The sequence below is a fragment of the Azospirillum rugosum genome (assembly GCF_017876155.1).
Classification (GTDB): domain Bacteria; phylum Pseudomonadota; class Alphaproteobacteria; order Azospirillales; family Azospirillaceae; genus Azospirillum; species Azospirillum rugosum.
In genome coordinates this window covers 128,524-155,060 of the sequence record NZ_JAGINP010000019.1, presented here as the reverse complement: position 1 = coordinate 155,060, position 26,537 = coordinate 128,524, and the positions used below count along the sequence as shown (strand labels likewise).

At 68.7% G+C, this 26,537-nt stretch carries 22 protein-coding genes; 13 read left to right on the top strand and 9 right to left on the bottom strand.

The annotated features are described in order from the left end of the window. Window positions 1–142: 142 nt before the first annotated feature. The 3 genes from J2851_RS24075 to J2851_RS24065 form a co-directional block, all read right to left on the bottom strand. Window positions 143–2,017: an ABC transporter ATP-binding protein gene (locus J2851_RS24075; RefSeq protein WP_209769439.1), complete on the bottom strand. Its 1,875-nt coding sequence runs from the start codon at window positions 2,015–2,017 to the stop codon at window positions 143–145. A 93-nt stretch (window positions 2,018–2,110) separates the two neighbouring features. Next, the gene (locus J2851_RS24070) at window positions 2,111–2,989 is read right to left on the bottom strand and encodes a PRC-barrel domain-containing protein (protein ID WP_209769437.1); all 879 of its coding nucleotides are present in this window, start codon (window positions 2,987–2,989) and stop codon (window positions 2,111–2,113) included. Window positions 2,990–3,111: 122 nt separating this feature from the next. After that, window positions 3,112–3,624: a DUF421 domain-containing protein gene (locus J2851_RS24065; protein ID WP_209769435.1), complete on the bottom strand. Its 513-nt coding sequence runs from the start codon at window positions 3,622–3,624 to the stop codon at window positions 3,112–3,114. Between the two features lie 201 nt (window positions 3,625–3,825). Between J2851_RS24065 and J2851_RS24060 the strand changes: the two genes are divergently transcribed. The 3 genes from J2851_RS24060 to J2851_RS24050 all read left to right on the top strand — a co-directional run bounded on the left by J2851_RS24060 (window position 3,826) and on the right by J2851_RS24050 (window position 7,138). Next, window positions 3,826–4,209 carry a hypothetical protein gene (locus J2851_RS24060; protein ID WP_209769434.1) on the top strand — a complete coding sequence of 128 codons (384 nt, stop codon included), beginning with the start codon at window positions 3,826–3,828 and terminating at the stop codon, window positions 4,207–4,209. A gap of 78 nt (window positions 4,210–4,287) precedes the next feature. Next, window positions 4,288–5,835, top strand: coding sequence for a DegQ family serine endoprotease (locus J2851_RS24055; protein WP_209769433.1), 1,548 nt, complete (start codon window positions 4,288–4,290; stop codon window positions 5,833–5,835). Between the two features lie 7 nt (window positions 5,836–5,842). Next, window positions 5,843–7,138, top strand: a complete 1,296-nt coding sequence (locus J2851_RS24050) for a DUF2254 domain-containing protein (RefSeq protein WP_209769432.1) — start codon at window positions 5,843–5,845, stop codon at window positions 7,136–7,138. A gap of 255 nt (window positions 7,139–7,393) precedes the next feature. Here the strand turns inward: J2851_RS24050 and J2851_RS24045 are convergent, their stop codons facing one another. The 3 genes from J2851_RS24045 to J2851_RS24035 form a co-directional block, all read right to left on the bottom strand. Continuing rightward, the gene (locus J2851_RS24045) at window positions 7,394–8,245 is read right to left on the bottom strand and encodes a hypothetical protein (RefSeq protein WP_209769431.1); all 852 of its coding nucleotides are present in this window, start codon (window positions 8,243–8,245) and stop codon (window positions 7,394–7,396) included. Window positions 8,246–8,332: 87 nt separating this feature from the next. After that, window positions 8,333–9,391 (bottom strand): RNA polymerase sigma factor, encoded by a 1,059-nt coding sequence (locus J2851_RS24040; RefSeq protein WP_246500889.1) that lies wholly within the window; start codon window positions 9,389–9,391, stop codon window positions 8,333–8,335. 39 nt (window positions 9,392–9,430) lie between these two features. Beyond that, entirely contained in the window at window positions 9,431–10,528 is a 1,098-nt protein-coding gene (locus tag J2851_RS24035; RefSeq protein WP_209769430.1) for a TRAP transporter substrate-binding protein, read from the bottom strand. Between the two features lie 208 nt (window positions 10,529–10,736). Between J2851_RS24035 and J2851_RS24030 the strand changes: the two genes are divergently transcribed. Beyond that, window positions 10,737–11,411 (top strand): response regulator, encoded by a 675-nt coding sequence (locus tag J2851_RS24030; protein WP_209769429.1) that lies wholly within the window; start codon window positions 10,737–10,739, stop codon window positions 11,409–11,411. Between the two features lie 9 nt (window positions 11,412–11,420). On the opposite strand, the gene J2851_RS24025 is transcribed toward J2851_RS24030, so the two are convergent. Then, window positions 11,421–14,969: a PAS domain-containing hybrid sensor histidine kinase/response regulator gene (locus tag J2851_RS24025; RefSeq protein ID WP_209769428.1), complete on the bottom strand. Its 3,549-nt coding sequence runs from the start codon at window positions 14,967–14,969 to the stop codon at window positions 11,421–11,423. Between the two features lie 355 nt (window positions 14,970–15,324). Between J2851_RS24025 and J2851_RS24020 the strand changes: the two genes are divergently transcribed. The 5 genes from J2851_RS24020 (at window position 15,325) to J2851_RS24000 (ending at window position 19,599) form a co-directional block, all read left to right on the top strand. After that, on the top strand, window positions 15,325–15,690 hold the full coding sequence (locus J2851_RS24020) for a hypothetical protein (protein ID WP_209769426.1): 366 nt from the start codon (window positions 15,325–15,327) through the stop codon (window positions 15,688–15,690). 320 nt (window positions 15,691–16,010) lie between these two features. Beyond that, window positions 16,011–17,135, top strand: a complete 1,125-nt coding sequence (locus J2851_RS24015; protein ID WP_209769424.1) for a PRC-barrel domain-containing protein — start codon at window positions 16,011–16,013, stop codon at window positions 17,133–17,135. Window positions 17,136–17,340: 205 nt separating this feature from the next. Further along, complete coding sequence (locus J2851_RS24010) at window positions 17,341–17,514, top strand: DUF1328 domain-containing protein (RefSeq protein WP_209769422.1); 174 nt, start codon at window positions 17,341–17,343, stop codon at window positions 17,512–17,514. A gap of 12 nt (window positions 17,515–17,526) precedes the next feature. Next, window positions 17,527–18,474, top strand: a complete 948-nt coding sequence (locus J2851_RS24005) for a lipid kinase (protein ID WP_209769421.1) — start codon at window positions 17,527–17,529, stop codon at window positions 18,472–18,474. Window positions 18,475–18,567: 93 nt separating this feature from the next. Beyond that, on the top strand, window positions 18,568–19,599 hold the full coding sequence (locus tag J2851_RS24000; RefSeq protein ID WP_209769419.1) for a mechanosensitive ion channel family protein: 1,032 nt from the start codon (window positions 18,568–18,570) through the stop codon (window positions 19,597–19,599). A gap of 622 nt (window positions 19,600–20,221) precedes the next feature. Here the strand turns inward: J2851_RS24000 and J2851_RS23995 are convergent. Then, window positions 20,222–21,133, bottom strand: coding sequence for a dihydrodipicolinate synthase family protein (locus tag J2851_RS23995; RefSeq protein WP_209769417.1), 912 nt, complete (start codon window positions 21,131–21,133; stop codon window positions 20,222–20,224). 10 nt (window positions 21,134–21,143) lie between these two features. Beyond that, on the bottom strand, window positions 21,144–22,631 hold the full coding sequence (locus J2851_RS23990) for an aldehyde dehydrogenase (protein ID WP_209769415.1): 1,488 nt from the start codon (window positions 22,629–22,631) through the stop codon (window positions 21,144–21,146). 197 nt (window positions 22,632–22,828) lie between these two features. Between J2851_RS23990 and J2851_RS23985 the strand changes: the two genes are divergently transcribed. The 4 genes from J2851_RS23985 (at window position 22,829) to J2851_RS23970 (ending at window position 26,483) form a co-directional block, all read left to right on the top strand. Then, window positions 22,829–23,458, top strand: a complete 630-nt coding sequence (locus tag J2851_RS23985) for a helix-turn-helix domain-containing protein (RefSeq protein WP_209769414.1) — start codon at window positions 22,829–22,831, stop codon at window positions 23,456–23,458. Window positions 23,459–23,623: 165 nt separating this feature from the next. After that, on the top strand, window positions 23,624–24,526 hold the full coding sequence (locus tag J2851_RS23980) for an ABC transporter permease (RefSeq protein WP_209769412.1): 903 nt from the start codon (window positions 23,624–23,626) through the stop codon (window positions 24,524–24,526). Further along, window positions 24,523–25,329, top strand: a complete 807-nt coding sequence (locus tag J2851_RS23975; RefSeq protein WP_209769410.1) for an ABC transporter permease — start codon at window positions 24,523–24,525, stop codon at window positions 25,327–25,329. The genes J2851_RS23980 and J2851_RS23975 overlap by 4 nt, the downstream gene beginning before the upstream one ends. After that, window positions 25,326–26,483 carry an ABC transporter ATP-binding protein gene (locus tag J2851_RS23970; RefSeq protein WP_209769409.1) on the top strand — a complete coding sequence of 386 codons (1,158 nt, stop codon included), beginning with the start codon at window positions 25,326–25,328 and terminating at the stop codon, window positions 26,481–26,483. The genes J2851_RS23975 and J2851_RS23970 overlap by 4 nt, the downstream gene beginning before the upstream one ends. The last annotated feature ends 54 nt before the right edge of the window (window positions 26,484–26,537 follow it).

Genomic DNA, 26,537 nt, shown 5'->3' with positions numbered 1-26,537 from the left:
GACTGCCCGCTTGGCCGCTGTTGCCGGGCTGTCCGCTCAGAAGCCGGGGAGGTACCGAAGACAATCTCCGGGTCGGCAGGCGGTTCCCTCGCACAACCCGGAATCCGTCGCGTGGTGCGCTGGGGGGCAGGCGGCGGCGCGGTCAGAAGGGATCCGAGGCCCGCCGGGCTTCCCGGCGGCCGCGCGCCCGTGCCCATTCGGTGGCGTCGATGACGCGGTGTTCCGCCGCCGGACGGGACCTGGCCTGCTCCGTCGTCTCCAGCGCCCCCAACGCTTCGGCGAGGTTGCCCCGGCGCTCGACGTGGAGTTGCCCGCCGTCGATCCGCAGGATCAGGTCGGCGCGGCGCAGCGTGGAGAGGCGGTGGGCGATGATGAAGGTCGTACGCCCGCGCATCAGCTCCTCGATCGCATCGGTGATGGCGGCTTCGGTCTCCCGGTCGAGCGCGCTGGTCGGCTCGTCCAGAATCAGGATCGGGGCCTGCTTCAGGAAGGCCCGCGCCAAGCCGATGCGCTGCCGCTCGCCGCCGGACAGCGTCAGCGCGCGTTCGCCGACCAGGCTGTCGTAGCCGTCCGGCAGGGCGGCGATGAAGCCGTGCGCGTGCGCGCGGCGCGCAGCCTCCTCGATGTCCATCCGTGTGGCATCGGGACGACCGTAGGCGATGTTCCCGGCAATGGTGGTCGAGAAGAGCGACGGCTCCTGCTCCAGGATGGCGAACTGGCGGCGCAGGTCGCAGAGGCGGTGGTCGCGGAGGTCCCGGCCGTCCAGGCGGATCGTCCCGGCGCTCGGGTCGACCAGCCGGACCAGCAGGTTGGCGAGCGTGCTCTTGCCCGCTCCCGTGCGCCCGACCACGCCGACGCAGGTGCCCGCCGGAACCGAGAAGGAGGCGCCGCGCAGCACCGCCGGGCCGTCCGGGTACGCGAAGCTCACCCGGTCGAAGGACACGGCGCCGCGGGCGCGGCGCAGCGGCCGGGGGTCCGCCCGCTCCGGCACGGCCGGCGGCGCCTCCAGAAGCGCGAAGGCGCGCTCGCCGCACGCGAAGGCGGCCTGCTGGGCGATGATGTGCTCGGCGATGCCCTTGAGCGGATCGAAGAGCTGGGCCATGTAGGCCAGCAGCACGAGCAGATCGCCGACGCTGAGCGCGCCGCCCTGGACGTCGCGCACGCCGACGAAGAGGACGCCGGCCGTGCCGAGCCCGACCGCCAGCGCCAGGGCCACCCGGAAGCCGGCGTCGATCAGCATCACCGACAGGCGGGCCTGGAAGCAGGCGCGGCCCTGGTCGATCAGGCGCTGCACCTCGTGTTCCTCCTGGCCGGCGGTCAGCACGACGCGCCGCGCCCCCAGCACCTCGTAGGCCAGCCGGGTCAGGCCACTTTCCCGCTCGCGCACGCGGTGCCAGCGGTCGCACAGCGGCCGTTGCTTCAGCACGATCAGGACGACCAGCGGCAGCGCCGACGCGAGCGCGATCGCGGCGACCTGCGGGCTGATCAGCGCGGTGACCCAGACCACCCAGACGACGGAGCCGATCTTCGTGACGAGCGGGATGACGCCCCAGATGGTCATGGCCTGCAGGGCGGGGGCGTCCTGGCTGACGCGGAAGACCTGATCGACCACGCCGCGCCCGGCATCGCGCGCGGCCGCCTGCCCCAGGGCGTTTCCCATCACCTTGGCGCGGAAGCGGCGGACCATCTGATCGGCGATGGTCTCGCGGTACAGCCATTCGGCCACGCCGTGCGCGACCGTCAGCAGGGCGAGCGCGACGCCGAAGGCGATGCACAGGGCGAGAACGGCGTCCTTGTCGGCGGTGAGCGCGTGCGGCAGCCACCGCGACAGGAAGGACGGCAAGGGCTGGTCGCCGAGCACGCTGTCTACGATGATCTTGACCGGGATCGGCGCGAGCAATCCGAGAGGCGTCGCCAGCAGCCCGAGCGCGATGATGATCGCCAGTTGCGGGTACCAGGGACGTGCTTCCTTCAGCGCGCGCCAATAGATGGCGCTCGGCAACCTCGTCTTCGGCATGGATTTGGTCTTTGACGTTGGGACGCCACCTCCGGGTGGCGCCGTCGGACAGGGGACGGGAGCGCCGGGTGGCGCCGGCGCTCCCGGACGGCCCTACTGGCCGGTGCCACTGCCGCCCTGGCCCGTCGTGCCGGGTTGGGCGCCGCTGGAGCCGGCGTTGCCCGCATTCCGGTCGGTGGTTGCGCTGGTCATGCGCTTCTCGTCGAACCGCTGCAGGTTGGTCACGTCCGCAGAGCTGTAGGGCAGGCCGTAATAATCCAGCCCTGGCTCGAATCCGGCGCCGTAGCCGTAGTAGGGAACGGCGTAGGGCCCCGCGGCGACGCGGTTGCCGGTGAAGCGCGGCTCGACCACCACGGCGGTCAGCTTGCCGTTCCGGTCGAAGAGCAGGTCATCGACATAGCCGTAGTCGGCCCGGTCCTTGAGCCGGACGGTGTCGCCGATCAGTTCCGAGACGCGCCAGACGCGCGGCTGGGCGTTCCCCGCCGATCCCTCCTCGACCCGGCGGACGCCGCTGCCCGGCTTCGCCGTCACGTCGAATCCGGATGCGCCGAACAGGTCGAAGTCGTTGTAGTTGGCCTCGGTGATGGGGACGGTCACCCGCTCCATCCTGGGGCTGACCTGGACCTTGTTCCACGGCACCGCGAAATGGGCGTCGCCGATGCCGAGGAAGCCGCCGGCCGCCACGATGATGCTGCGGATGTTGCCGTCCGGCCCGACCAGAATGTTCTCGACCTCGCCGATCTCGTTGCCCTTGGGGCTGTAGGCCTCCGTGTCGATCAGCTCGTTGGCCCGCCAGCCGTTCTTGTACAGCTCGTCGTAGTTCCAACGGTCCAGGGACACGGTCTTGGCCGACGCCAGGGGGCCGCTGTCCGGCTTCGCTTGGCTTTGCGTCTGGTTCTGGGCGTTGGCGCCGAGCGGAATCCCGAGGGTCAGGGCGGCGGCGGTGACGGTGATGAAGAGTGTACGCGTCATGACGGTGCTCCCTTGTCGATTGCGCCGTTTTAAGGTCTTTCTCTCGGGCCAACTCGACGACGGCAGGGCAGTTCCCTTGAGCAGCTTGGGAATGCGCGGTTTCCCTTTCCACGCGCATCCATTCAGGGCCGGCGAACGGTTTCCAGCGTCGGCGTGTCGTCATCGGCACCAGCGCCGGAGAGCACGCTGAACGACCCGTCCGTCTCCAGGATTACGGCGAGCACCTTGCTGAGGTCGTGTTTTCCCTGCGCGCGCAGGACGGCCATCACCTCGTCTCGGGTGACGCGCTGCTGCTCCAGCGCCGCCGGGAGGATGTTGCCCCGGTACAGCAGCATCGTCGGCTGCGCCTTGATCAGCGCCTGGAAGCGGGGCGAGCGCACCGACAGCCACGTGATCGTGTATTGCAGGACGATGAGGAGTGCCAGGGCCAGCACGCCCTCCGCCAGGGCCACCGATTTGCTCAGCAGCACGGTGGCGAGCGTCGATCCGAGCGCCACCGTGACGACGAGGTCGAAGGCGTTCAGCTTGGTCAGGGTGCGCTTGCCCGAGACCCGGAGCAGCAGGACGAGCGCCGCATAGGCCAGCACGCCGACCACCAGCACACGGCCAAGTCCGGCCCAACTGTCGAAAAACATGGCACTCCCCACATGACGATTCGGGCGCGCCAACGGCGTTTTCGAACCGGCGGTTCCCCGTTCAAAGGGTGGGAACGCTGCGGAAACAGGGGAGGGCGTCCCCCTTTGCGCGGCCCCGGGGCGTGAGAGGGGGATGGCCCGGGCGAGTTGGCCCAGCGCAGGCATCCCTGCAGGAAACGCAACCCACAAGGAGAATTTCCCATGCGCAGCGCATTGCTCATTCCCGTTCTCGGCCTTGCCCTGGCGGCCGGCGCGCCGGCCTTCGCGCAGTCCAGTTCACAGAGCGGAAGCGCTCAGAAGAGCGGGGCGACCGCCACGCAGCCGCATTCGCAAATCCAGGCGATGAGCCAGGACAAGCTGCGCAAGCAGCTGGAGCAGGCCGGATTCAAGAACGTCCAGGTGCTCGACGCGGCCTATCTGGTGCAGGCCCAGACCCAGGACGGCAATCAGGTCTTCATGACGATCAACCCGCCGTCGAGCATGTCCGGCGGTTCGGCGTCGGCCTCCGGCAGCCAGTCGGGCAGCGGTCAGTCGGGCAGCAGTCAGTCGGGCAGCAACCCGTCATCCGGCACACCGAAGCAGTAGGTCGACGTCGCTCCATCGTGAACCGCGAGGGGACGGTGTCCCCTCGCCCTCTTCGCATGCCCGATGACGGAGTCCGTCATGGTGAATTCCTTGCTGTTCCGCACACTCGAGCCTTTGCCCGTCCGTCCGGCCCGTGGAGGCGCCCTCGGCCTCGCCCTGGCCGCCGGCCTGCTGCTGGCGCCGGTTGCCCCGGCGACGGCCCAGACTTCCGCCGCCCCGCCCCGCGATCTGCCGGCCAGCTTCGCCGACCTCGCCACGTCCAAGCTTCCGTCCGTGGTCACCATCACCGCGTCCAGCGCGCCGCCGCCCGCCCAGACCGCGCAGTCCGACTCCGGCGATGGGGCGGGGCCCTTCTCCATCCTGCCGGACAGCCCGCTGCGCGACTTCATGGAGGACTTGCTGCGCCGGCAGATGCCGGGCCATCAGGGCGCCCCGGAGGGCGGCGGTCCCCATCCGGAACAGCGCGGGCCGGGCATGTCGCTGGGGTCCGGCTTCATCATCGACCCGGCCGGTTACGTGGTCACCAACAACCACGTGGTCGAAGGGGCCGACAAGGTCGAAATCACCCTGACCGACAAGCGCAAGCTGAGCGCCAAAATTGTCGGCACCGATCCCAAGACCGACCTCGCCCTGCTGAAGGTCGAGCCCGACCGGCCGCTCCCGACCGTCGCGTGGGGCGACAGCGACGGCATGCGCGTGGGCGATTGGGTGGTGGCGATCGGCAACCCCTTCGGCCTTGGCGGCACGGTCACGGCCGGCATCATCTCCGCCCGCGCGCGCGATCTCGGCGCCGGCCCCTACGACGATTTCCTGCAGACTGACGCGGCCATCAACCGGGGCAATTCCGGAGGGCCCATGTTCAACCTGAAGGACGAGGTCATCGGCGTCAACTCCGCCATCTACAGCCAGTCCGGGGGCAACATCGGCATCGGATTCGCCATCCCCTCCGCGCTGGCCGGTCCGATCATCGCGGAGCTGCGCGAAAAGGGCCGCGTCACGCGCGGCTATCTCGGCGTGTCGATCCAGCCGGTCGGGCCCGACATCGCCACCGCCCTCGACCTCAAGCAACCGACGGGCGCGCTGGTCGCCAACGTTTCCAAGAACAGCCCCGCGTCCAAGGCCGGCGTGGCCAGCGGCGACGTCGTCACCGAATACAACGGGAAGCCCATCAAGGGGCCGCACGACCTGACCCGCATGGTCGCGCAGAGCAAACCGGGCGACACCGCCCGCATCATGGTCCAGCGCGACGGCAAGCCGGTCCCGCTGGAGGTGCGCATCGCCGAATTGCAACCACCGCAACAGCAGGCGCAAGCGCAGCAGCAAAAGCCGGGCGACGGTCAGCTCGGCCTGACGCTGGCGCCGATGACGCCCGAGTTGCGCAAGGAATTTTCCCTCGACGCCGACACCACTGGCGCTGTGGTGGTGCAGGTCGCCCCGAACAGCCCCGCCGCCCGCTCCGGCTTCCAGCCGGGCGACGTGATCACGCGGGCCGGACAGCAGGCGGTGGCGGACCCCGGTGACGTCTCCAAGGCCGTGGACGAGGCGCGCAAAGCCAACCGGGACCGCGTGCTCCTGCTGCGCCGGCGCGAGGACAACGCGCTGTTCGTGCCGCTGCCGCTCGGGTGAACGGACCATGCCGGACCGCCTGCGCCACTACTGGACGTTCCTGCGCGGAAGCCTGTGGTTCGTACCGTTGCTGATGAGCCTCGCGGCGGTGGCGCTGGCCGTCCTGCTGCTGACCCACCGCGGCCTGCTGCCGGACGGCGCGGTGGAACTGTGGCTGGTCTACAGCGGCGACCCGGAGAGCGCCCGCCAGTTGATGGGCGCGCTGCTGTCGGGCATCATCACCATGACTTCGCTGGTCGTCTCGATCACGGTCGTGGTGCTGACGTTGGCGGCCGGCCAGCTCGGGCCGCGCCTCGTCCGCAACTTCATCAGCGACCCACAGACGCAGGCGGTGCTGGGGCTGTTCGTGGCGACGATCCTCTACCTGCTGGTCGTCTTCCGCAGCATCGGTGGCCCGTCCACCAATGGCATCCCGCACCTGGCGGTCAGCGTCGGGACGGGGCTGTCGGCGCTGTGCCTGTTCGTGCTGCTGTTCTTCGTGCACAAGCTCGCCCGCGCGATCATGTACGACAATGTCGTGCGCGACGTGACGCGGGAGCTGCGGGCCACCATAGACCGTCTGCTGCCGGGGGCGGATTCGCCTCTGTCCGCGCCCGTGCCACCGCCGGAGGACGCGGTTTGGATCGGGCTGGGGCATGACGGCTACGTTGAGGCCATCGACTTCGACACGCTGGTGCGCGAAGCGCGCTCCGCCGAGGTGGTGCTGTGGATCATGGTCCGGCCGGGCCATTACGTGCTGACCCGCGGTGACCATGTGGCCGTGCATCCGCCGGAGGCCTGCTCCGACGCGCTCCTGAAGGCCATCCGCGGGGCCTTCATCATCGGCGCCGAGCGGACGCCGACCCAGGACTTGGAATACGGCATCCGCCAGCTGGTGGAGATTGCGCTCCGCGCGCTTTCGCCCGGCATCAATGACGTCTTCACCGCCATCGCCGTGATCGACAATCTCTCGTCGGCGCTCTCCCAAATCTTCGAGCGCCCACTGGAGGCCGCGGCGCGTTGCGACGACGACGGGAAACTGCGCGTGGTCCGCAATGTGACCGACTATGACGGGCTTGTGCGGGCGGCCTTCGACCAGATCCGGCAGGCTGGGAACGCCATGCCCGCGGTCCTCATCCGGCTGACAGAAGGGGTGGCGCGGCTGGCGCCCTACACCCGCACCGACGAGCAGCGGCGCCCGTTGCTGGACCAACTCGCGCTCATCGAGGCGGCCGGCGAGCACGGTATTGTCCAGGATCGCGACCGCGCCACCCTTCGGCAACGCGGTCGCGAGGCGAGGGCCAGGTTGACCGGCCTGGTCTGATCGAAGAGAAGGGCGGCGCCGGCGGGCTGAATTTGTTGGAACGCGGGCGCTGGAATCACATTGATACGAGCATAGGCCAAAAGCGGATTCCAACTCCGTTGCAGCGTTCCGCTTGCTGGACGGCCGGAATCCCGAGAATCTGGCCCCGGCGGCAAGCGCGCTGGTCGGGTGTGGAGCGACTGGCCTCGGTCCTGATCCTCGTGGTGGCGGTCGCGGCCCTCGCCGAGTCCCTGGCACTGACGTGACCGGGCGCCGTCACACCGCGGTCAGCAGGAGGGCGTAGCCGATCACGCCGAGAGCAAAAGCCCAGAACCGGCTGCGGCGTTCGCTCGGCACTTCTTCCTTAAGGACGTTCAGCACGATGCCGCCGCCGAGGAACGCGGTCAACGCGGCGATCGCCGCATCCGATACCTCGGTCCCGACACCGATGGCCCAGCCCACGAACACCGCCCCGACCAGGATCCATCGCCCGACATGCCGGTAGGAGGATTTGTGGTCTTCGGTCAGGCTGTAGTCCGTCACGATGAAGTGCAACGCCATGGCGATGGTGAAGAACGCGAGAGCCCCAAACGTCATCACCTCGCGATGGAGCAGGAGATAGCCCACGAGCGCGTTGTAAACCGAGAAGGAGGCCATGTGCACCCAGAACACCTGTCCGCTGGCTTTGGCGTCCGCGGAACTCTCCGCGTCACGACCGCCGCCGACGGGCTCACCCTGACGCCGGGAGCGTGACGTCTTGGCCAGCCGGTCGAGCCCGTAGAACGTGAGAAGGCCGGCCAGCGCGATGAAATAGACGTGGCGCTCGGCGAGCCCGATTCCGCTGACCGCCTTGCCGACGGATTCCTGCCCGGCTGCAAGCTCGGGGAGGAAATGGATGAAGACGTAGGCCACGGAAACCCCGCCCGCGATGGACAGCCATACGCTCCGCGGCGTTCCTTCGAGAAAACGAAGCGATGGCGTGAGGACATGCACCAGCGCCAGGAGCATTGCGGCCAACACCGTGATCGTCAGAACCGACATGAAGCCAGCCATCTGGTTGTGACACGCCACGTATGGCGAAAGAGCGCGATCCGGCCAGAAGCCGCCTTCGGTTGCGGCTCCAGCCATCACAGGCAGGCTCCCACGGGGCCAGCCACGTGCTGCAACTCGGGTTCGGGGATTGGGTTCCACGGGGCGCGACGACCGTTGGCCGGCTCACAGTCCGGCCAGCAGCTGCGCAACGAGCAACATGGCCAAGCCGACGCAGGTGGAAAGGAGCGTTCGCTGCGTCATCGCAGTGTGCAGTCCCGGCGGGGAGCGGTTCCGCCATGGGGACAGCCGAGGAAGCGCGTGCCGGAAGCGTGCAGGACCGGCCCTCGGCGGTCCAGGATCCGCCCGGTGCGCAACGTTCCGGAGCGTCAGCCAGGCGTCGGAAGGGTTGAAGAGAGGCGTGGGAATGGTTCTGGCCGTACCGGCTTCCGGGGCCAACCCGGTGCGGCTGGCCCGGCTGGCGGAAACACCGGGAGCGGCGGGCGCGGTGTGCCGGCTCGGTGGGGCAGCGGCGCCACGCGCGTCGCCGCGCAGCGCGCCAGGGCGCCGGGCACAAGCATCCCGCCTGGAGACCTCCCGCACTGGACCGCCCGCCTTTGCCTGAGGTGTGGCCGGCGCCAGCCGCGGCGCGATCGTGGGCGAACGCCGCGCCGCCGGGGACACGGCCTGAGGAGCGCAGGCGTCACCGGCGCCCGGCGCGGACCGATCGGCCGGGGGCCGTCCGGACGGGCCGAGCCGACGGGACCGGCGCGTTTCGCAGCCGGCGCGCAACTGAGACCGGGCGCGGGACAGGCGCGAGCGGATCGTGCCGATCGACACGCCCATGGCAACGGCCGCGTCCTGGTAGCTGTCCCCGTGAAGCGCAACGAGGCGGATCAGGTCATGATGATCCGCCGACAGCGTCGCGACGACCTCGCCGACCTCCCGCAGCATGATGCGGTGCTCCTGCACCGGCGCTGTGGTGATGGTTTCCTCCTCCAACTCGACGGTCGCAACGCGGCGCTCCCGCTTCCAGTTTGTGAAGTGGAGATTCTTGAGGATGGTGCAGAGCCAAGCCTCCAGGTTCGTCCCCGGCTCGAACTTGTCGCGGTTGCGCAGGGCGCGCTCCAGGCAATCCTGGACCAGGTCGTCGGCCGCGGCGGCGTTGCGGGTCAGCCGCCGGGCGTAGCGTTCCATCTCCGGGATGCAGCGGACGAGCTCTTGGTTGAAGTCGAGGGTCATCATGCGCTCCTTGTCGGTTGGCGCAGGGATTGCGGGTGCCTCCTAGTTCCGGCCCTTGTCACCCGGGCGCAGGGAGGCGAAGCGATCGAAGCTGCTCTCGGCGATCCGGAACCAGAGATGCTGGTCGTCGCGAAAAGGCTTCCAGGAGTCGTGGATTTTGCGGAACCACGGGTTGCCCGACGCCAGGGCGTCCAGCTGTTCCTCCGCCGCCCGGTAGGCGGCGCGGATGACGTCCAGGGGAAAGGGGCGCAGCAGGGCGCCCTCCGCCACCAGTTGCTTCAACGCCACCGGGCTGAGCGCGTCGTACCGGCTGGTGACCCAGAGGTTGGCGTCGGCGCAGGCGGCGTCGATCGCCTCCCGATCCTCCGGCGCAAGCCGTTCCCAGGCCTGCCGGTTGACGTAGCAGGAGATCTGCGCGTTGCCCTCCAGAATGCCGGGGTAGTAGCAGTAGCGGGCCGCCTTGTGCAGGCCGAGCCGCCGGTCGTCGTGCGGACCGACCCAGGCCGCCGCGTCGAGCGTTCCCTGTTCGAGCGCCCGGCCGAGGTCGGCGGACGGCGTGTTCTGCGGCGCGGCGCCCAGCCGCTTCAACACGTCGCCCGCCAAGCCGGACACCCGGACCTTCAGGCCATTGAGGTCCTGGACCGTGTTGATTTCCCGGCGGAACCAGCCGCCGAGCTGGGAGCCGGTGTTGCCGGCCGGGAAGGGGACCACACCGTGGTCGGCGAGCAACTCGCGGAACAGGGCGAGGCCGCCGCCGTGATACATCCAGGCGTTCTGCTGACGGGCGTTGAGCCCAAAGGGCAGGGCGGTGTCGAACGCCAGCGCCGGCTCCTTGTCGAGGGCGTTGTAGCTGGCGGTCAGCGCCATGGGGACGGCACCCGTCCCCACATCGTCGAGAATGCGCGCGCCCGAGCCGGCGCTCCTGGTCGGGTCGAGGCCGATGTTAACACGGCCAGCGGTGAGCGTGGCGACACGCCCGGCGAGGAACTCGGCACCGCCCTGCAGGATGTCGAGGTCCGCCGAAAAGGCCGTCGCCATAGTCCACCGGATCTCCGGCCGGCTCTGCGCGACCACTGGTGTCGCGAAGGCGCCGCCGCCCAGCCCGAGGCCAAGGGCCGTCAGGAAGTGTCGCCGTTCCATCGATGCGGTTCCGTTTCCGGGCAACGCCGCGGGGCACGATGCCCCGTCCGCGGTAGCCCATGGGCGTGCTGCGGTTTGGTCGGCGCGCGGTGTTTCCTAGTCGTTGATCAAGCTATGCCCGACCCTGGGGGCCGTCCATTTGACTTTGGTTTATCGCGACGGCGACACGCCGGGGCACGGCGCAACGAGGCGAGACGGAGACCGCCGCATGACCCGACGCATCGTCGTGGCCGACGACCATCCGATGTTTCGCGACGCGCTGCGGTCGGCCATCCTCCGGGCCGAGCCCAACGCGGACATCGTCGAGGCCGGGACGCTCGCCGCCACCGCTGCGGCGCTGGACGGCGCCATGGACACCGACCTGGTGCTGCTCGACCTCAACATGCCGGGCATGCAGGGGTTTGCCGGGCTGATCTACCTGTGCGGGCAGTATCCGGCCGTGCCGATTGCGGTCATTTCCGCCAACGAGGAACCGCGGGTGATCCGCCGGGCCATGGATGCCGGTGCCTCCGGCTACATTCCGAAGTCGGCTCCGTCGGAGGACATGCGCGCGGCGCTGGACGCCCTGCTGGCGGGAGACCTGTGGGTGCCTGCCGGCGCGGAGGCGCCGTGTGCCACCGACGACAGGGCGGCCACGGCCCGCATCGCCAGCCTCACGCCGCAGCAGATGCGGGTCCTGATGATGCTGAGCGACGGGCTGATCAACAAGCAGATCGCCTATGAACTCGGGGTGTCGGAGGGCACCGTGAAGGCGCACGTCTCGGCGATCCTGCAAAAGCTCGGCGTCATCAGCCGGACCCAGGCGGTAATCCTGGCGCGGCAGCTCGCCGAAGAAGCCGATGCGCCGCAGCACATGATCCGCCGCGCCGCCGACGGGCGGTGAGGCCGTTCCTCATTCCGCAGCTCGGCGGGACAGGAGCAGGCGGCGCATCAGCGTTCGCAGCGCCGCCGGGCGGATCGGCTTGGTCAGCACCGGCAGACCGGCCTCCAGCGCCCGGGCCTTGACCGCCTCCGACCGGTCGGCCGTGATCAGGGCGGCGGGAACGTCGGCACGGAGGTGCCGGCGCAACGCCGCCACGCAGGCGATGCCGTCCGTCGATGCGTCGCCGCGCCCGTCGCCGAGATGGACGTCGGCGAGATGGACATCGCCGAGATGGACGTCGGCGAGGATGAGATCCGGCCGCTCCCCGAGGGCGGCGAGCGCCTCTTTCAGGCCCGTGGCGGTCCGCACCCGGCACCCCCAACCGCCGAGAAGGGTTCGCATGCCGTCGAGAATGCCGGGGTCGTTGTCGATGCACAGGACCACCGCGCGTTCCGCAACCAATGCCGGACTTGACGGCGCGGCGGACCGCGCGTCCGCGACGGCGGGCGCCGCGTGCCCGCGTGGCACGCGCACGCTGAACAGCGTGCCGCGGCCCGGCGTGGACCGCAGCGTCACGGGGTGGTCGAGGACGCGGCCGATCCGCTGCACGATGGACAGCCCGAGACCAAGGCCGTGCTCGACGCCGGGGGCGTCGGCGAAACGCTGGAACTCGCCGAAGACAAGGGTCTGCCTGTCCGGCGCGATGCCGACGCCGGTGTCCCAGACCTGGATGATGACGTGGCCGCCGGAGCGGCGGGCGCCGAGCAGGACGCGTCCTTGCGGCGTGTATCGGATGGCGTTGGCCAGCAGGTTCTGCAGCATCCGGTGCAGCAGGCGCCCGTCGCTGTCCACGCTCAGGTCGCACGGCACGATGCGCAAGCGCAGGCCGCGCCGTTCGGCCGCCGGCGTGAACTCCACCGACAGCGACGCGAACAGGCGGTCGAGCGGGACGCTCCGACGGTCCGGCGTGATCGCCCCGGCGTCGAGCCGGGAAATGTCCAGCAGCTCGCCCAGCAGATCCTCGACGGCGGCCAGGGCGCCGTCCAGCTTGCCCGCCAGCTCCTCCTCGGGCCGGCGGTCCAGCAGGCTGGCCGCGTAGAGCCGGGCGGCGTTGAGCGGCTGCAGCAGATCGTGGCTGGCCGCGGCGAGGAAGCGCGTCTTGTCGCGGTTGGCGTCCTCCGCCGCAGCCTTGGCGCGGGCGAGCTGGGCCGTGCGCTTGCGCACGCGCCGTTCCAGTTCCTCGTTCGCCTCGGCCAGGGCCGCGGCCGCCCGCACACGTTCGGTGATGTCCGTGTAGGTGGTGACATACCCGCCGCCCGGCATCGGGCAGGTGTGCACCTCCAGGACCGTCCCGTCCGGCCGGCGCTGCTCGACCGCGCCGGCCACGCTGGCAACGAAGCCGTCCATCTGCCGGGCGATGAGGTCGTCTTCCCGGCCCGGACCATAGGCGCCGCGCCGGGCGCCGAAGCGGAGGATGTCGCGCAGCGGAAGCCCGACGCGGCCGAACCGGGGCGGCAGGCCGAGCAGCGTCCGGAACCGGCGGTTCCACGCAACCAGGCGCAGATCCTTGTCGAACACGGCGATGCCCTGGGCGACGGAATCCATCGTCGTCTGGAGGACATCGCGGTTGTACTGGATAGCCGCCGTGGCGTCGTCGAGCAACCGCAGCGCGTTTCCTTTGCCGACGCTGTGCCGCTCCAGCACCAGGGCCATGACCAGACGGGCCGAGGCGGCGCCGATGGCGCTCGCCAGCAGCCGCTCGGTGTGGCGGATCAGGCGCAGGTTGGCCTCCCCGCCGCCGCGTGCGGCCGGTTCCTGGGACGCCAGCTCCTCGAACGAGCGTTCCGCCCGCTCCACGCCGAGGTAACGCACGGCCACCGCCCGCAATTCCTCGACCGTGACCGACCCGGTCCGAAGGCCGGACGCCGCCTGGCTCCATTGCGGGTCGGTGTCGATGAAGGCCCTCGCCTGCAGGCTCTCGATGGGCCTGGGCGTCGTCCGTAGCGAAACGGCGACATACACGGCAATGTTGGCCAGCAGGCTCCAGACGACGCCGTGGATAAACGGGTCCAGGCGCAGGCCGAACAGCCGTTGCGGCAGCAGCAGCCCGGTCCCGAGCGGTCCGGTTTCTTGAATGTAGGACGGCAGCCATCCCACCTCGATGAAGGAGGGCAGCAGCAGCGTGTAGCCCCAGGCCAGAATCCCGGCGACCAGCCCCCAGAAGGCGCCGGCCCCGGTGGCGCCGCGCCAGATCAGGCCGCCGATCAGCGGGGGCGCGAACTGCGCCACGGCGGCGAGGCTGAGCAGGCCGATCTGCGACAGGGGAAGGGTGTTGCCGACCATCCGGTAGTAAACGTAGGACAGCAGCATCAAAGCGAGGATCGTCGCGCGGCGGACGTTCAGGATCAGGCGCCGCATGTCCGTGCGCTCGGGGGCCCCGGTGTGGCGGCGCAACAGCAGCGGCACCACCAGATCGTTGCTGACCATGGTGCTGACCGCGACCGACGAGACGATCACCATGCCCGTTGCCGCCGACAGCCCACCGACGAAGGCGATGATCGTCAGGGCTTCCTGATGCCCCGACATGGGCAGGGCCAGCACGAACAGGTCGCGGTCCACGGTGCCGGCCGGAAACAGGAGCAGCCCGGCGGCGGCGATCGGCACCACGAACAGGGTCATGGTGATGAGGTAAGCGGGAAACAGCCAGGTCGCGAGCCGGATGTCCCCCTCGTCCTGGTTCTCGATGACGGCGACGTGGAACATGCGCGGCAGGCAGAAGACGGCGAGGCCGGACAGCAGGGTCATGGTGATCCAGCTCCCGCCGTCGATGCCGTTGCCGAACAGGTGCCGCAGGCCCGGCTCCGCCACCGCGAGCCCCAGGAGGTCGGCGGGACCGTCGAACAGGCCCCAGGTGACGTAGACGCCGATGCCGACGAAGGCGGCCAGCTTCATCACCGCCTCAACGGCGATGGCCATGACCATGCCGCGGTTGTGCGCGGTCGCCTCGACGTGGCGGGTTCCGAACAGGACGGCGAACACGGTGAAAACCACCGTCGCGATAAGGGCGGTGTCGCGCCAGAGCGGGGCCTCCGGCGGGGGCGCCAGCATGACCACCTCGGGATACTGGAGGAGCACCGTGAAGCTGGTCGAGACGGCCTTGAGCTGGAGCGCCATGTGGGGCAGGGTGCCGAGCAGCGCGATGAGCGTGACGGCGGTGGCCACCGGCTGGCTCTTGCCGTAACGGGCCGCCAGGAAGTCCGCGATGGAGGTGATGTTCTGGGCTTTGGCGGCGCGGACGACCTTGTGCAGCAGCGGCCAGCCCAGCGCGAAGAGCAGAATCGGACCGACGTAGAGGGGCAGGAAGCCGTAGCCGCTGGACGCGGCCATGCCGACGCTGCCGAAAAAGGTCCAGGTGGAGCAATAGACGGCGAGCGACAGCGAATAGAGGATGGGGCTCGCGCGTCCGCCATAGGGCCGGGCCACGCGGTCGCCCGCCTTTCTGTCGCCCCATGACGCGATGGCGAACAGGATCCCGATGTACGCCAGCGAGAAGGCCAGAACCGCTCCGCCCATGGTCATGCCCTGAGTATCCGGGCCTCCCGAACGGCGGCACAACGGCGAATTGGGTCTGGAGCCTGCCCGTTCGGGGGGGCATCGGATGTGACCGTCGGTCCGCGGGCACCGCCGCAAGGTGACGGCGAGCCCAACGGAACTGCGGCTGTGACGGGCGTATGATGCTTGGGCATGAGACCAATCTCGCAGCGGGTTCGTCGCGAAAGCCAACTCCGGCTTCGGCGGAGCGGTTCCCAGGAGGCGGGGCCGGACGAAACCGCGGGGAACCGCGACGGCGCGGGAAAGTTGGCCGGGACATGCCGCCCCGTCCCGATCCGTCGAGGTGAGCGGGGCGATTCACCCGTTCCGGAAGGAAGGACACATGCCTGGGAAATCCGCGATCTTGTGGATGGTTCTGGTGCTGGTCGCGCTTCCCGCGCTGGCGCAGACCGCCCCCTCGCCGTCCGGTCAGGACAAGGCGCAGCGGGTCACGAACAGCCCCGACGTGCGGGCGAGCCAACTGCCGAACCCAACCCCGCAGGGAACGCGACCGCCCGACCCGATCGGCGCGCCGGTCAAGATGTCCGAACTTTGGAACGCCTTGCAAGGGGTGTGGCGGGCGCCGCCCGACCTCCAGGGGGAGCCGGTGCCGCGCCCCAACGAATGGGCCAGCAATCCGGACAACCCCGCGGAACCGACACGCTCGGAGAACCCGTCCGACCTGACGAGCCATGAGGTACGCCCATGAAGGCCCGCCGCCGTCCAGCAGCCAGCCCACTCCAATGCCCGGCACCGGGGCCTTCCATCCGGTATCGGCAATCCAGTGTCGGGCGAGCGTCCGCCGGGTGATCGTTGCATCGTTCTCCGAACGGTGCTTGACGCGCGCAATTCAAAAAGAAGAATTCTACTCCGTACCGCAGCAGATATGAATGAACTCGCAAATATCACGCTCTTTCATCAACATCATGATGGCTGGATATTTTGGGAACCATGATTCGATAAATGAGTTGGCCCTTGCATGGAACGGCGCAAAACGGCGCTGATCATAATCATCATGGGAGAAGAACAATGCGAAGTAAGCTTCTGCTTACGACGGCGCTCGCCATCGGCTTGGCTGCGCCCGCGGTGATGGCCCAGCCGTCGGGCCAGCCCTCCGGGAAGCCGGCCCAATCGGGCCAAGCGACGCAGGCGCAGGCGTCAGGAAGCCAGCAGCAATCGCCGCAGCTTCAGCAAGCGCTTCAGCAACTCCGGGATTCCGAAAAGCAGCTTCAGCAGGCCACGGCCCAGCAGGATGGCCAGAACCAGCAGCAGAACATCGAGAAAGCCAAGCAGCAGGCCAGCCAGGCGCTTCAGCAGGTCCGGCAGGCGATGCAGCAGCAGGGCGGGCAAAACCAAACCGTCATGCAGGACCTGCAGCGTGCCGAGCAGGCGCTGGGCAAGGATGGCGCCGACGCCGTGCGGAACGCTCGTGAGGCGATCGCGCTGGTCATCACGGATGTGGAGCGTTCGACACAGGCCGCCGCCGGTCAATCCTCCGCCAGCCAGCCCGGCGGTGACCGGACCCGGATCGCCGTCCAGCAGTCATCGCCGCAGATCACGGTTCAGCAACCGCAACCGCAGGTGACCGTCCAACAGCCACCGCCCAAGGTCACCGTTCAGCAGTCGCAACCGCAGGTCACTGTGCAGCAACCTCAGCCGCAGGTCACCGTGCAGCAGGCGAAGCCCGAGGTCACCGTTCAGAAGACCGGCCAGCCGCAGGTGACCGTGCAGCAGAGCGGCGAACCCCAGGTGGCCGTGCAGCAGAAGGCGCAGTCGGACGCGCAGAACCCGCCGAATTCGTCTTCGCAGCAACCGGCCAATGGGCAGCGGCAGGCGAACGCGCAGCAGTCTGGCGACCAGCTCATTCCCGCAGAGGATCTTCAAGGCAAGACCGTGGTTGGCGAGAACGGCCAGCAGCTTGGTGAAATCGAGGATGTCCTGATCGATCCACAGAGCAAGCGCGCGCAGAAGGTGATCTTCGCCCGGGGTGGATTCCTTGGAATTGGCGAAAAGCAGGTTGCCATCGACGCGTCGAAGCTCAAGCCCATGCCGGGCTCGGACCGTCTGCAGCTCACCGGGATCACCCTTGATCAGGTCAAGGCCATGCCCGAGTTCCATTACGACGACAGCATGGTCTCACTGAATCGGCGCTGATCGACGGAGCGCCGAGCGTGGGCGCCGCGTCAGCGCCGACGTGACGGTCGGGTGCGCGCCGCCACCCCGCCCTTCCGAGAAACTCTCGGGAGGGGACCGGGCGCGTCGCGCAACCTTGCCCTCTTCGCGGCAACCGTGGCGCGGAACCGATCGGGGACCGGCGGAGTTCCGTCAAAGGCGGCGGACGACCGCGCGGGAGGATGCCATGCTGAAGTGGGCACTGATTTTCTTCGTCGTGTCGCTGATCACCGGAGCCCTGGGATTCACCGGGGTCTCGTCGGCCACGGCCGGCGTGGCGAAAGTCCTGTTCGGAATTGCGCTGGTTATCTTTCTGATCTTCCTGGTGCTCGCATTTTTGGCGGGCGAAGCATTTTTCTAAGGGCGAGCCCGCATGCCCGCAGACAGGAACGCCGGCTCCCCCAGCGCGGATTTCCCCGAGGCCGCCGCCCACCCCGCGCCGCCGCGCCGCGCCCTGCTGCTGGTCAACCGCCACGCGGGCAACGGAGAATGCGACCTCACGGAGGTCACGGCAGCCCTGCGGTCCGGCGGAATGGACGTCGAAGCGCACGTCTTCCCGAAAAAGCACGCCATGCCCGACGTCATCCGGGAACGCGCGGGTGACGTCCATTGCATCGTCATCGGCGGGGGCGATGGAACGCTCAACGCCGCGGCCGAAGCGGTGGTGGACAGCGGTCGGCCCCTCGGCATCCTGCCGCTTGGGACGGCGAACGATCTGGCGCGCACGCTCGGCATTCCGGCGGACCCGGTTTCCGCCGCCCGCGTGATTCTGAACGGGACCACGCGCACGCTCGACCTCGGCGTGGCCAACGGGCACCTCTTCTGGAACGTGGCGAGCGTCGGTTTCGCAACGGACCTGGCCGACGCTCTTTCGACCGGGATGAAGAAGCGCTGGGGCGTTCTGGCGTACGCCCTCGCGACCGTGCGTCGCCTGGCCGGCTTGCGGCGGTTCTCCGCGGACTTGGCGTACGATGGACGCGTCGAGCGGGTCCGGACGCTGCAGGTGAGCGTCGGAAACGGACGGCATCACGGCGGCGGCCTGACGGTCGCGTGGGAGGCTGAACCCGACGACGGCCTGCTGCACGTCTACAGCCTTGAACCTCGGCACTGGCTGGAGCTGCTCGCCGTGCTGCCCGCGCTGCGCCGGGGCAAACAGGCCGAATGGCGCGGCGTCCGTTCCTTCGCCTGCACGGAGCTGGAGGTGCGTACGGGCAAGCCGCTGGCCGTCAACACAGACGGCGGCATCGCGACGGCCACCCCCGTCCGCTTCCAGGTCCGTCCGGGCGCCGTAGCCGTCTACGTGCCATCACCATCCAGCTGACCGTCGGGACCATCCCGGTCCAGGGAACCCAACCGGTGCGAACCGAGTTTGCCCGGTGCCCCAACCCCGAAAACGCCCACGTTGCGAGGCCGCATGGCGCAAGTCGAACACGCGGTGGACGCGGACCTGTCCACCACCTTGTCGTCGCTGGACGGCATCGTGGACTGGACCATGGCGTTCCTTCCGAAATTCGCTATCGGCGGCGTCGTCTTCCTGCTGTTCTGGGGCATCGGGTGGGCGGTGCGGATGGGAATTCTCCGGGCCTCGGCACGACATCCCGCGCGCAACGTCGGGCTTGTGCTCGGTCGGTTGTCGCAGTGGGGGCTGCGCTTCCTGGGACTGCTCGTGGCCGTCACGATCATGTTCCCCTCGGTCAAGCCGGTCGATCTGCTGGGCCTGCTCGGCATCGGCAGCGTCGCCATCGGCTTCGCCTTCAAGGACATCCTGCAGAACTTCCTGGCAGGCATCCTGATCCTGCTGCGCCAGCCCTTCCGCATCGGCGATCAGATCGTCTTCAAGAGCTTCGAGGGGACCGTCGAGGGCATCGAGACGCGCACCACCGTGATCAAGACCTACGACGGTCGCCGGGTCTTCGTGCCCAACGGCGAGATCTTCACCAACGCCGTCACGGTGAACACCGCCTACGGTATCCGCCGCAGCGAGCACGACGTCGGCGTGGGCTACGGCGACGACGTGCGGCGGGCGGCGGGCGTGATCCTGGACGCTCTGCGCGGCGTGGACGGCGTGCGCGACGATCCGCCGCCCGAGGCGCTGGCGGTGGAGTTGGCCGGCTCCACGGTGAACATCCGCGCGCGCTGGTGGACCGACGCGCGCCAGCATGAGGTGTTGCGGGTCCGCCACGATGTCATCGCCGCCATCAAGGACCAGTTGGGCCAAGCCGGCATCGACCTGCCGTTCCCGACCCGGGTGGTGCTGTTCCACGACCAGACGGAGGAAACCGACGGCGACCGCAGGCGCCAACGGGAAGGCTGGCCGGCCGGGGACGACCCGCCGCAGCCCCGCACCATCGCCGGCGTTCTGAAGAAGACTGGGCCGGACGGGCAAGAGGAAGAGCCGGCGCGGAGCATCCGGCCCGGCGGTACGCCGGTCGGCCACACGGATTGAACGATCAGCAAGGCCCGCGCTTTGGCGCTCCGCATGGAACGAGAACTTCCGCAGGATCTGGAGATTGACGTCGAGGATCTGGGCAAGCTGTATGGCCGCGCCCGGATTCAGAGCTGCAACGCCTGCGTCTCGACCTCCATGGCACTGTGCGTCTGGCCCTGCAACTGCTACGGCAAGGACGAAAGCCGAACCCGACCTGATGTGGGATCTCGACCTCTACGCTCGGCTCGACTTGGCGGACGCCTGGGCGATCATCGGCCCGATCAACTGGTACGGGTCGTCCAGCAACCTGAAGCTTGTGTGCCCATCCGGACCCCCTGAAGCCGCTAAGCCTTTGTACCGCCACAAGAGTTGCACTTCAGGATAGAACCTACTCATTGCCACGCTTAAGCTTTATAAGATGGTTTATAGAAAATTTGCTGTGAAATGCGGCTACCCGGTGCTGGCCCTGGTGTCGATGTCGGGACGTAGGGCATCGCCCGCCCGGAGGATGGCGGTCTGGTGCGTGTTCTATTGCGGCATGCAATGGTTTCCAGCGGGCTATTCCTTCTTTCTTCTGAGTGCCGAACCCTCAGATAAGGGTTCGGCACTCAGAAGGAGGTCAGCGTGCGAGACCTTCGGCTCAGGTTCCGACGCGCGCCAACGTACCTGCGGCGATCAGCGCTTCAACCGCCGCAGCGAGCCTTGCTTCGGCGGCCTCGGAGAGGCTGCCGACGGGGGGAAGCGAGCGTCCGATCGGCAGGCCGATTAGGGCGAAGGCCCGCCGGACCGCTTCCGGAAACTGTTCGGCGAACAACGCGTCCATCAAGGGATTGAGCTGGGCCTGGGCGGCCAGCGCCTCCGCCACATGGCCGCTTTCGGCAAGCGCCTGGACCTTCGCCCAGTGATCGGGCAGCAGCGCCGCCGACGTCAACACGCCCCCCTTGGCGCCGAGAATGACCTGCTGGACGAACAGCGTGTCCTGGCCGCTCAGCAGGCAGAAGGCGTCGTCGACCAGCTTCGACAGGCGGTCGAGGTGGTAGAGATCGGTGTTCGACGCCTTCATACCGACGATCAGCCGTTCCTCGGCCATCCGCGCGATCGTCTCCGGCGCGGTGACGATGTGGCTGCGGAACGGGTTGTCGTAATAGAGGATCGGCAGCCCGAGTTCGGGGGCGAGGGCGCGGAAATAGCGCAGCACGCCCTCCTGGTCGGTCCGCGCGTAATAGGGCGGGATGACCATCAGCCCGTCGGCGCCGGCCGCGCGGCACATCCGCCCGATCTCCACCGCACCGCCGAAGCCGGGGGCGAGCACGCCACCGACCACCGGCACGCGCCCGCCGGCGACGGAAACGGTGACCTCCATAATCCGTCGGCTGGTCGCCAGGTCGAAGGAGGTCGCCTCCCCCGTGCCGCCGAGCGGTACGAGGCCCGAGGCGCCGCGGTCGATCTGGTAGGCGACGATCCGCTCCAGCCCGGCCTCGTCGAGCGTGCCGTCGGCGCGCAGCGGCGTCGGGAAGGCCGGGATGAGCCCGCTGAACATCAGGTCTGGCACGGTGCCCCCCTCACTGCCCGAGATGGATCCAGGTCGCCTTCAGCTCGGTGTACTTCTCCAGCGCGTGCAGCGACTTGTCCCGCCCGAAGCCGGATTGCTTGAAGCCGCCGAACGGCGAGGAAATGTCGCCGTGGTCGAAGCAGTTCACCCAGACGACGCCGGCCCGCAGCGCCGAGGAGGCCTTGAAGGCCGTGTTGATGTCGCGGGTCCACACCGCCGCGGCGAGGCCGTAGCTGGTGTCGTTGCCGATGCGGATCGCCTCGTCGACGTCGGCCGCGGCGATGGTCGCCAGGACCGGGCCGAAGATCTCCTCGCGGGCGATGGTCATGCCGCTGGTCACGTCGTCGAACAGGGTCGCCTCGATGAAGCAGCCCTCGCCCGCGACGCGGTTGCCGCCGAGCCGGAGCGTGGCGCCCTCCGCCTTGCCCTTCGCGATGTACTCCAGGACGCGCTCGGTCTGCCGGCCGTCGACCATGGCGCCCATCTCGGTCGCCGGGTCGAGCGGATCGCCGACCTTGATGGCGCTGCCGACCGCGACGACCTTTTCCACCACCTCGTCCTTGACGCCGCGCTCCACGATCAGGCGGGAGCCGGCGTTGCAGACCTCGCCCTGGTTGTAGAAGATGCCCCAGGCGGCGGCCGTCGCCGCGGCGTCGAGATCGGGCGCGTCGGCCAGGATGATGTTCGGGCTCTTGCCCCCGCATTCCAGGCCGACCCGCTTCATGTTCGACTGGCCGGAATACTGGAGGAAGTATTTCCCGACCTCGGTGGAGCCGGTGAAGGCGACCGCGTCGACGTCCATGTGCAGGCCGAGCGCACGGCCGGCGGTCTCGCCGAAACCGGGCAGCACGTTGAACACCCCGTCGGGGATGCCGGCCTGAGCGGCCAACTCGCCGAGTCTAATGGCGGTGAGCGGCGACTGTTCGGCCGGCTTCAGGATCACCGAATTGCCGGCGGCCAGGATCGGGCCGAGCTTCCAGGCCGCCATGAGCAGCGGGAAGTTCCACGGCACCACCGCGGCGACGACGCCCAGCGGTTCGCGGCGGATCAGCGACACCGCGGTGGAGGCGGTCGGCGCGATCTCGTCGTAGAGCTTGTCGATCGCTTCCGCGTACCAGTCGATGCACTGCGCCGACAGCGGCAGGTCGACGGCAAGGCTGTCGCGGATCGGCTTGCCCATGTCGAGCGTCTCAAGGAGAGCGAGTTCCTCCGTGTTGGACGCGATCAGGTCGGCGAAGGCGGCCAGCCGCTTCTTTCGCTCGCGCGGCGCCATGCGCGACCACACGCCGGATTCGAAGGCTTGGCGCGCCACCGCGACCGCGTGGTTAACGTCCTCGACGTCGCAGGCCGCCACCTGGGCCAGCACTTTGCCGGTCGCCGGGTTGACGCAGTCGAAGGTCTTGCCGGAGCGCGCCGGGACGTAGCGTCCGTTCACGAAAGCGCTGCCGTTCACGCTGAGCGCGGCGGCGCGAGCGTGCCAATCGATCGTTGCTGGCATGAGTGTCTTTCCACGAGGCGGCCCGTCCGGCCATCGGAGGCGGATGATAGGGCATTCGCACGGACCGCTCCACCGCAAATTTTTGGTTTTCTGAAAAACGAACTGACAGCACTGAAAGCTGTTGCTATCCTCGCGAGCAGAAAAGGCCCGCCGCCCGTTCGGCGGCCATCCCGTCGGAACACGGACGCGCCCCATCCATGCCCCACATGAAGACCGCTGACGACAGCGCCGGACGCGCCCAGGCGACCGGCACGAACCCGGGCACAAACCCAGACGAGGAGACGCAGAAGCTTGGCCAGCGCATCCGCGACCTGCGGCTGAAGGCGGGCATGACGCTGACCGACCTCGCCAAGGCGACCGGCGTCTCGATCGGCACGCTGTCCCAGCTGGAGCGCGGGCTGGTGTCGCCGACGGTGCGGACCGTCTACACGGTCGCCGCCGCCTTCGGCGTCATGCCGGCCTGGCTGATCGACCCGTCTTCTTCCAAGCAGGTCGAAAACCGCTACATCGTGCGGGCCGGCGAACGCTCGCACCTGCTGGACATCGACGGCATCCGCAAGGACGTCGCCTCGCCGGCAGCGAGCAAGCGCCTGCGCGGCTTCTTCATGGTGATCCAGCCCGGTTGCCATTCCGGCACGCAGCCCTATTCCCACAAGGGCGAGGAGATCGGCTTCATCCTGTCCGGCGCGCTGGAGCTGCAGATCGACGGCGAGACCTTCATGCTCTACGAGGGCGACTGCTTCGCCTTCTCCAGCGACAAGCCGCACCGCTTCGCCAACAGCAGCGCGCGGCCGGCCACCGTGTTCTGGGTGAACGCCGACATCTGACGGCCGACATCTGACGGTTGCCCAATGGCCACCGGCCAATTTTCAGAATTTTGAAAATTGGCGTTGCCTTCCTGAAATTTGCTGGACATACTTCCGTAATCATCCGCTGGCGGCGCTCGGTGAGCGCCCCCGGGGTCCCGCGCCGGAACGGAAGGACGTGCCGCGTTGACCAGCTCATCCCTCTCCTTGGACCATTCCTCGGCCCACCCCTCCGCCCAATCCTCGGGCGCAACATCGGGTCTCGGCCCCTGGTCGGCCATCCTGCTGCTGGCGCCCCTGACCCTGCTGATGCTCGGCATCCTGCTCTACCCGCTCGGCCTGACGGTGTGGACCAGCCTGTACGACGGCCAGCTGTCGGTGCGCGCCTACGGCGAACTGGCGACCAGCACCCTGTTCCTGAAGGTGCTGCGCAACACGATCGAGATCGCCGTCACCGGCACGCTCGTCAGCCTGGTCTTCGGCTATCCGGTGGCGCTGCATCTGGCGGCCCAGCCGCCGCGGCGGCGGACCGCCTGCCTCATCATGGTGATGCTGCCCTTCTGGACCAGCATCCTGGTGAAGAGCTTCGCGCTGGTCGCGGTGTTCGGCAACCAGGGACTGCTGAACCAGCTGCTCGGCTATCTCAGCGGCGGCCAGGTCAACCTGCCGATGATGTTCAACCGCGTCGGCGTCGTGCTGGGCATGATCAACTTCCTGCTGCCCTTTATGATCCTGTCGATCCTCGGCAGCCTGCTCGCGCTCGACCGCCGGCTCGTGCTCGCCGCGGAGACCATGGGTGCCGGCGCGCTGCGCATCTTCTGGAAGGTCATCCTGCCGCTCAGCATGCCCGGCGTCGTCGCTGGCGTCCTCATCAACGTCACGCTGTCGATCGGCATGTACATCACCCCGGCCCTGCTCGGCGGGCGGCAGGACATGATGGTCGCCAACCTCGTCGACTTCTACACGCGCCAGACGCTGGACTGGCCCGCCGCCTCGGCCACCGCCGTCGTGCTGCTGGCCATCTCCGGCCTGCTGGTCGCGATGCTGGGGCGGGTGCGCGGCGGCGGTCTGCCGGGAGGTGCGGCATGAACCCGCTGTTCGGCTCCAGCGCCATCGCCCGCCGTGTCGTCACGGCCGCCGCCTGGGTCTGCTACGTCTTCCTGCTGGTCCCCAGCCTGATCGTCGTGCCGATCTCCTTCGGCAACGCCGGGCAGATCGAGTTCCCGCCGCGCGAGTTCTCGCTCGCCCTCTACCGGCAGTTCTTCACCGACCCCGCCTGGTGGGGATCGATGGTGCAGAGCCTGTTCGTCGCGGTAACGACCACCGCGCTCGCCCTGCTGCTCGCCGTGCCGGCGGCCTACGCGCTGGCCCGCTCCAACCTGCCCGGCCGGGGCCTGCTGCGCGGCCTCTTCATGATGCCGATGCTGGTGCCGGTCATCGTGCTCGGCCTCGGCCTCTACCTGCAATTCTCCGACTGGGGGCTGCTCGACACGACGCTGGGCGTCGTCCTTGCCCACGTCATGCTGACCACGCCCTACATCATGATCTCCGTGATGTCCGGGTTGCAGCATTCGGACGTGGCGCTGGAGACGGTGGCCTCGATCATGGGGGCGTCGCGGCGGACAATCTTCTTCCGCGTGGTGCTGCCGCAGCTCGGGCCCTCCATCGCGGTGGGCGCCCTGTTCGCCTTCCTGATGTCGCTCGACGAGGTGGTCGTCGCCTATTTCCTCACCGGCACCGACAGCATGACCCTGCCGGTCAAGATGTACAGCTCCATCCGCTGGGAGCTGACGCCGGTGCTGGCCGCCGTGTCGACTCTCCTCACCGTGCTGTCGTTGCTCATCGCCCTCGGCATCATCGCCCTGCAGCGCAAGACGGAGGCGCAGTCATGACCTTCCTTTCCGCTTCCGCAGCCCCCGCGTCCGCAAACCCGGTGTCCGTGGTTCCCACCGTCGCCCCGGCTGCCTCGGCGATGGTCGAGCTGCGCGCCGTCACCAAGCGCTACGGCCAGTTCGAGGCCCTGCACCGCATCGACCTGTCGATCGCGAAGGGGGAGTTCGTGACCCTGCTGGGCCCCAGCGGCTCCGGCAAGACGACCCTGCTGAACCTGATTGCCGGCATGATCATGCCCAGCTCGGGCCAGATCGTCATCGACGGGCGCGACGCCACCGGCCTGCCGACCAACCAGCGCGGCCTGGGCATGGTGTTCCAGAACTACGCGCTGATGCCGCACATGACGGTGTTCGAGAACATCGCCTTCCCGCTGCAGGTGCGCGGCTTGGCCAGGAGCGAGATCAAGCGCAAGGTCACCGACGTGCTCGACCTGATCCAGCTCGGCCACGTGGCCGGGCGGCGGCCGCGCGAACTGTCCGGCGGCCAGCAGCAGCGCGTCTCGCTGGCCCGCTGCATCGTCTACAACCCGGCGCTGATTCTGATGGACGAGCCGCTGGGCGCGCTCGACAAGAAGCTGCGGGAACAGATGCAGCTGGAGATCAAGCGGCTGCACGCCGAGCTTGGCATCACCATGCTGTACGTGACGCACGACCAGGACGAGGCGCTGACCATGTCGGACCGCATCGTCCTGATGAACGGCGGCCGCATCGAGCAGGAAGGCCCGCCCGACACGCTCTATTTCAAGCCGGAGACGGTCTTCAGCGCCGAGTTCATCGGCAGCTCCAACCTGATCCCGGGCGAGGTCGAGGCGGTCGAGAACGGCACCGTGACGCTGCGCACGGCGCTCGGCCGCTTCCCGGTCCCGGCGCCGGACCGCCCGGTACGGGCCGGCGAGCCCGCCGTCCTGCTGGTCCGTCCGGAAAACATGGTGCTGACCGACCGGCCCGGCCCGACCGGCGTGACCGGCCGGATCGAGGATTCCATCCTGCTCGGCGGCGTGGTCCGGCACTTCCTGCGCTGCGCCGACGGGACCACGGTCATCGTCCAGGAACTCAACCAGCCAGGCCGGGCCGGCGCCCGTCGCGACGACACGGTGCGCGCGGCCTGGAGCGTCGAGCACGGCCGGCTGCTTCCGCCGCCGCCAGCCCGCTGACACCAGCCCGCTGACGCGACCCGACGCTTTTTTCATTCCACACAACAAAGGGGG

Coding starts and splice junctions, on each gene's coding strand:
- J2851_RS24075 (WP_209769439.1), bottom strand. CDS start 2,017: ATGCCGAAGACGAGGTTGCCGAGCGCCATCTATTGGCGCGCGCTGAAG.
- J2851_RS24070 (WP_209769437.1), bottom strand. CDS start 2,989: ATGACGCGTACACTCTTCATCACCGTCACCGCCGCCGCCCTGACCCTC.
- J2851_RS24065 (WP_209769435.1), bottom strand. CDS start 3,624: ATGTTTTTCGACAGTTGGGCCGGACTTGGCCGTGTGCTGGTGGTCGGC.
- J2851_RS24060 (WP_209769434.1), top strand. CDS start 3,826: ATGCGCAGCGCATTGCTCATTCCCGTTCTCGGCCTTGCCCTGGCGGCC.
- J2851_RS24055 (WP_209769433.1), top strand. CDS start 4,288: ATGGTGAATTCCTTGCTGTTCCGCACACTCGAGCCTTTGCCCGTCCGT.
- J2851_RS24050 (WP_209769432.1), top strand. CDS start 5,843: ATGCCGGACCGCCTGCGCCACTACTGGACGTTCCTGCGCGGAAGCCTG.
- J2851_RS24045 (WP_209769431.1), bottom strand. CDS start 8,245: ATGGCTGGAGCCGCAACCGAAGGCGGCTTCTGGCCGGATCGCGCTCTT.
- J2851_RS24040 (WP_246500889.1), bottom strand. CDS start 9,391: ATGATGACCCTCGACTTCAACCAAGAGCTCGTCCGCTGCATCCCGGAG.
- J2851_RS24035 (WP_209769430.1), bottom strand. CDS start 10,528: ATGGAACGGCGACACTTCCTGACGGCCCTTGGCCTCGGGCTGGGCGGC.
- J2851_RS24030 (WP_209769429.1), top strand. CDS start 10,737: ATGACCCGACGCATCGTCGTGGCCGACGACCATCCGATGTTTCGCGAC.
- J2851_RS24025 (WP_209769428.1), bottom strand. CDS start 14,969: ATGACCATGGGCGGAGCGGTTCTGGCCTTCTCGCTGGCGTACATCGGG.
- J2851_RS24020 (WP_209769426.1), top strand. CDS start 15,325: ATGCCTGGGAAATCCGCGATCTTGTGGATGGTTCTGGTGCTGGTCGCG.
- J2851_RS24015 (WP_209769424.1), top strand. CDS start 16,011: ATGCGAAGTAAGCTTCTGCTTACGACGGCGCTCGCCATCGGCTTGGCT.
- J2851_RS24010 (WP_209769422.1), top strand. CDS start 17,341: ATGCTGAAGTGGGCACTGATTTTCTTCGTCGTGTCGCTGATCACCGGA.
- J2851_RS24005 (WP_209769421.1), top strand. CDS start 17,527: ATGCCCGCAGACAGGAACGCCGGCTCCCCCAGCGCGGATTTCCCCGAG.
- J2851_RS24000 (WP_209769419.1), top strand. CDS start 18,568: ATGGCGCAAGTCGAACACGCGGTGGACGCGGACCTGTCCACCACCTTG.
- J2851_RS23990 (WP_209769415.1), bottom strand. CDS start 22,631: ATGCCAGCAACGATCGATTGGCACGCTCGCGCCGCCGCGCTCAGCGTG.
- J2851_RS23985 (WP_209769414.1), top strand. CDS start 22,829: ATGCCCCACATGAAGACCGCTGACGACAGCGCCGGACGCGCCCAGGCG.
- J2851_RS23975 (WP_209769410.1), top strand. CDS start 24,523: ATGAACCCGCTGTTCGGCTCCAGCGCCATCGCCCGCCGTGTCGTCACG.
- J2851_RS23970 (WP_209769409.1), top strand. CDS start 25,326: ATGACCTTCCTTTCCGCTTCCGCAGCCCCCGCGTCCGCAAACCCGGTG.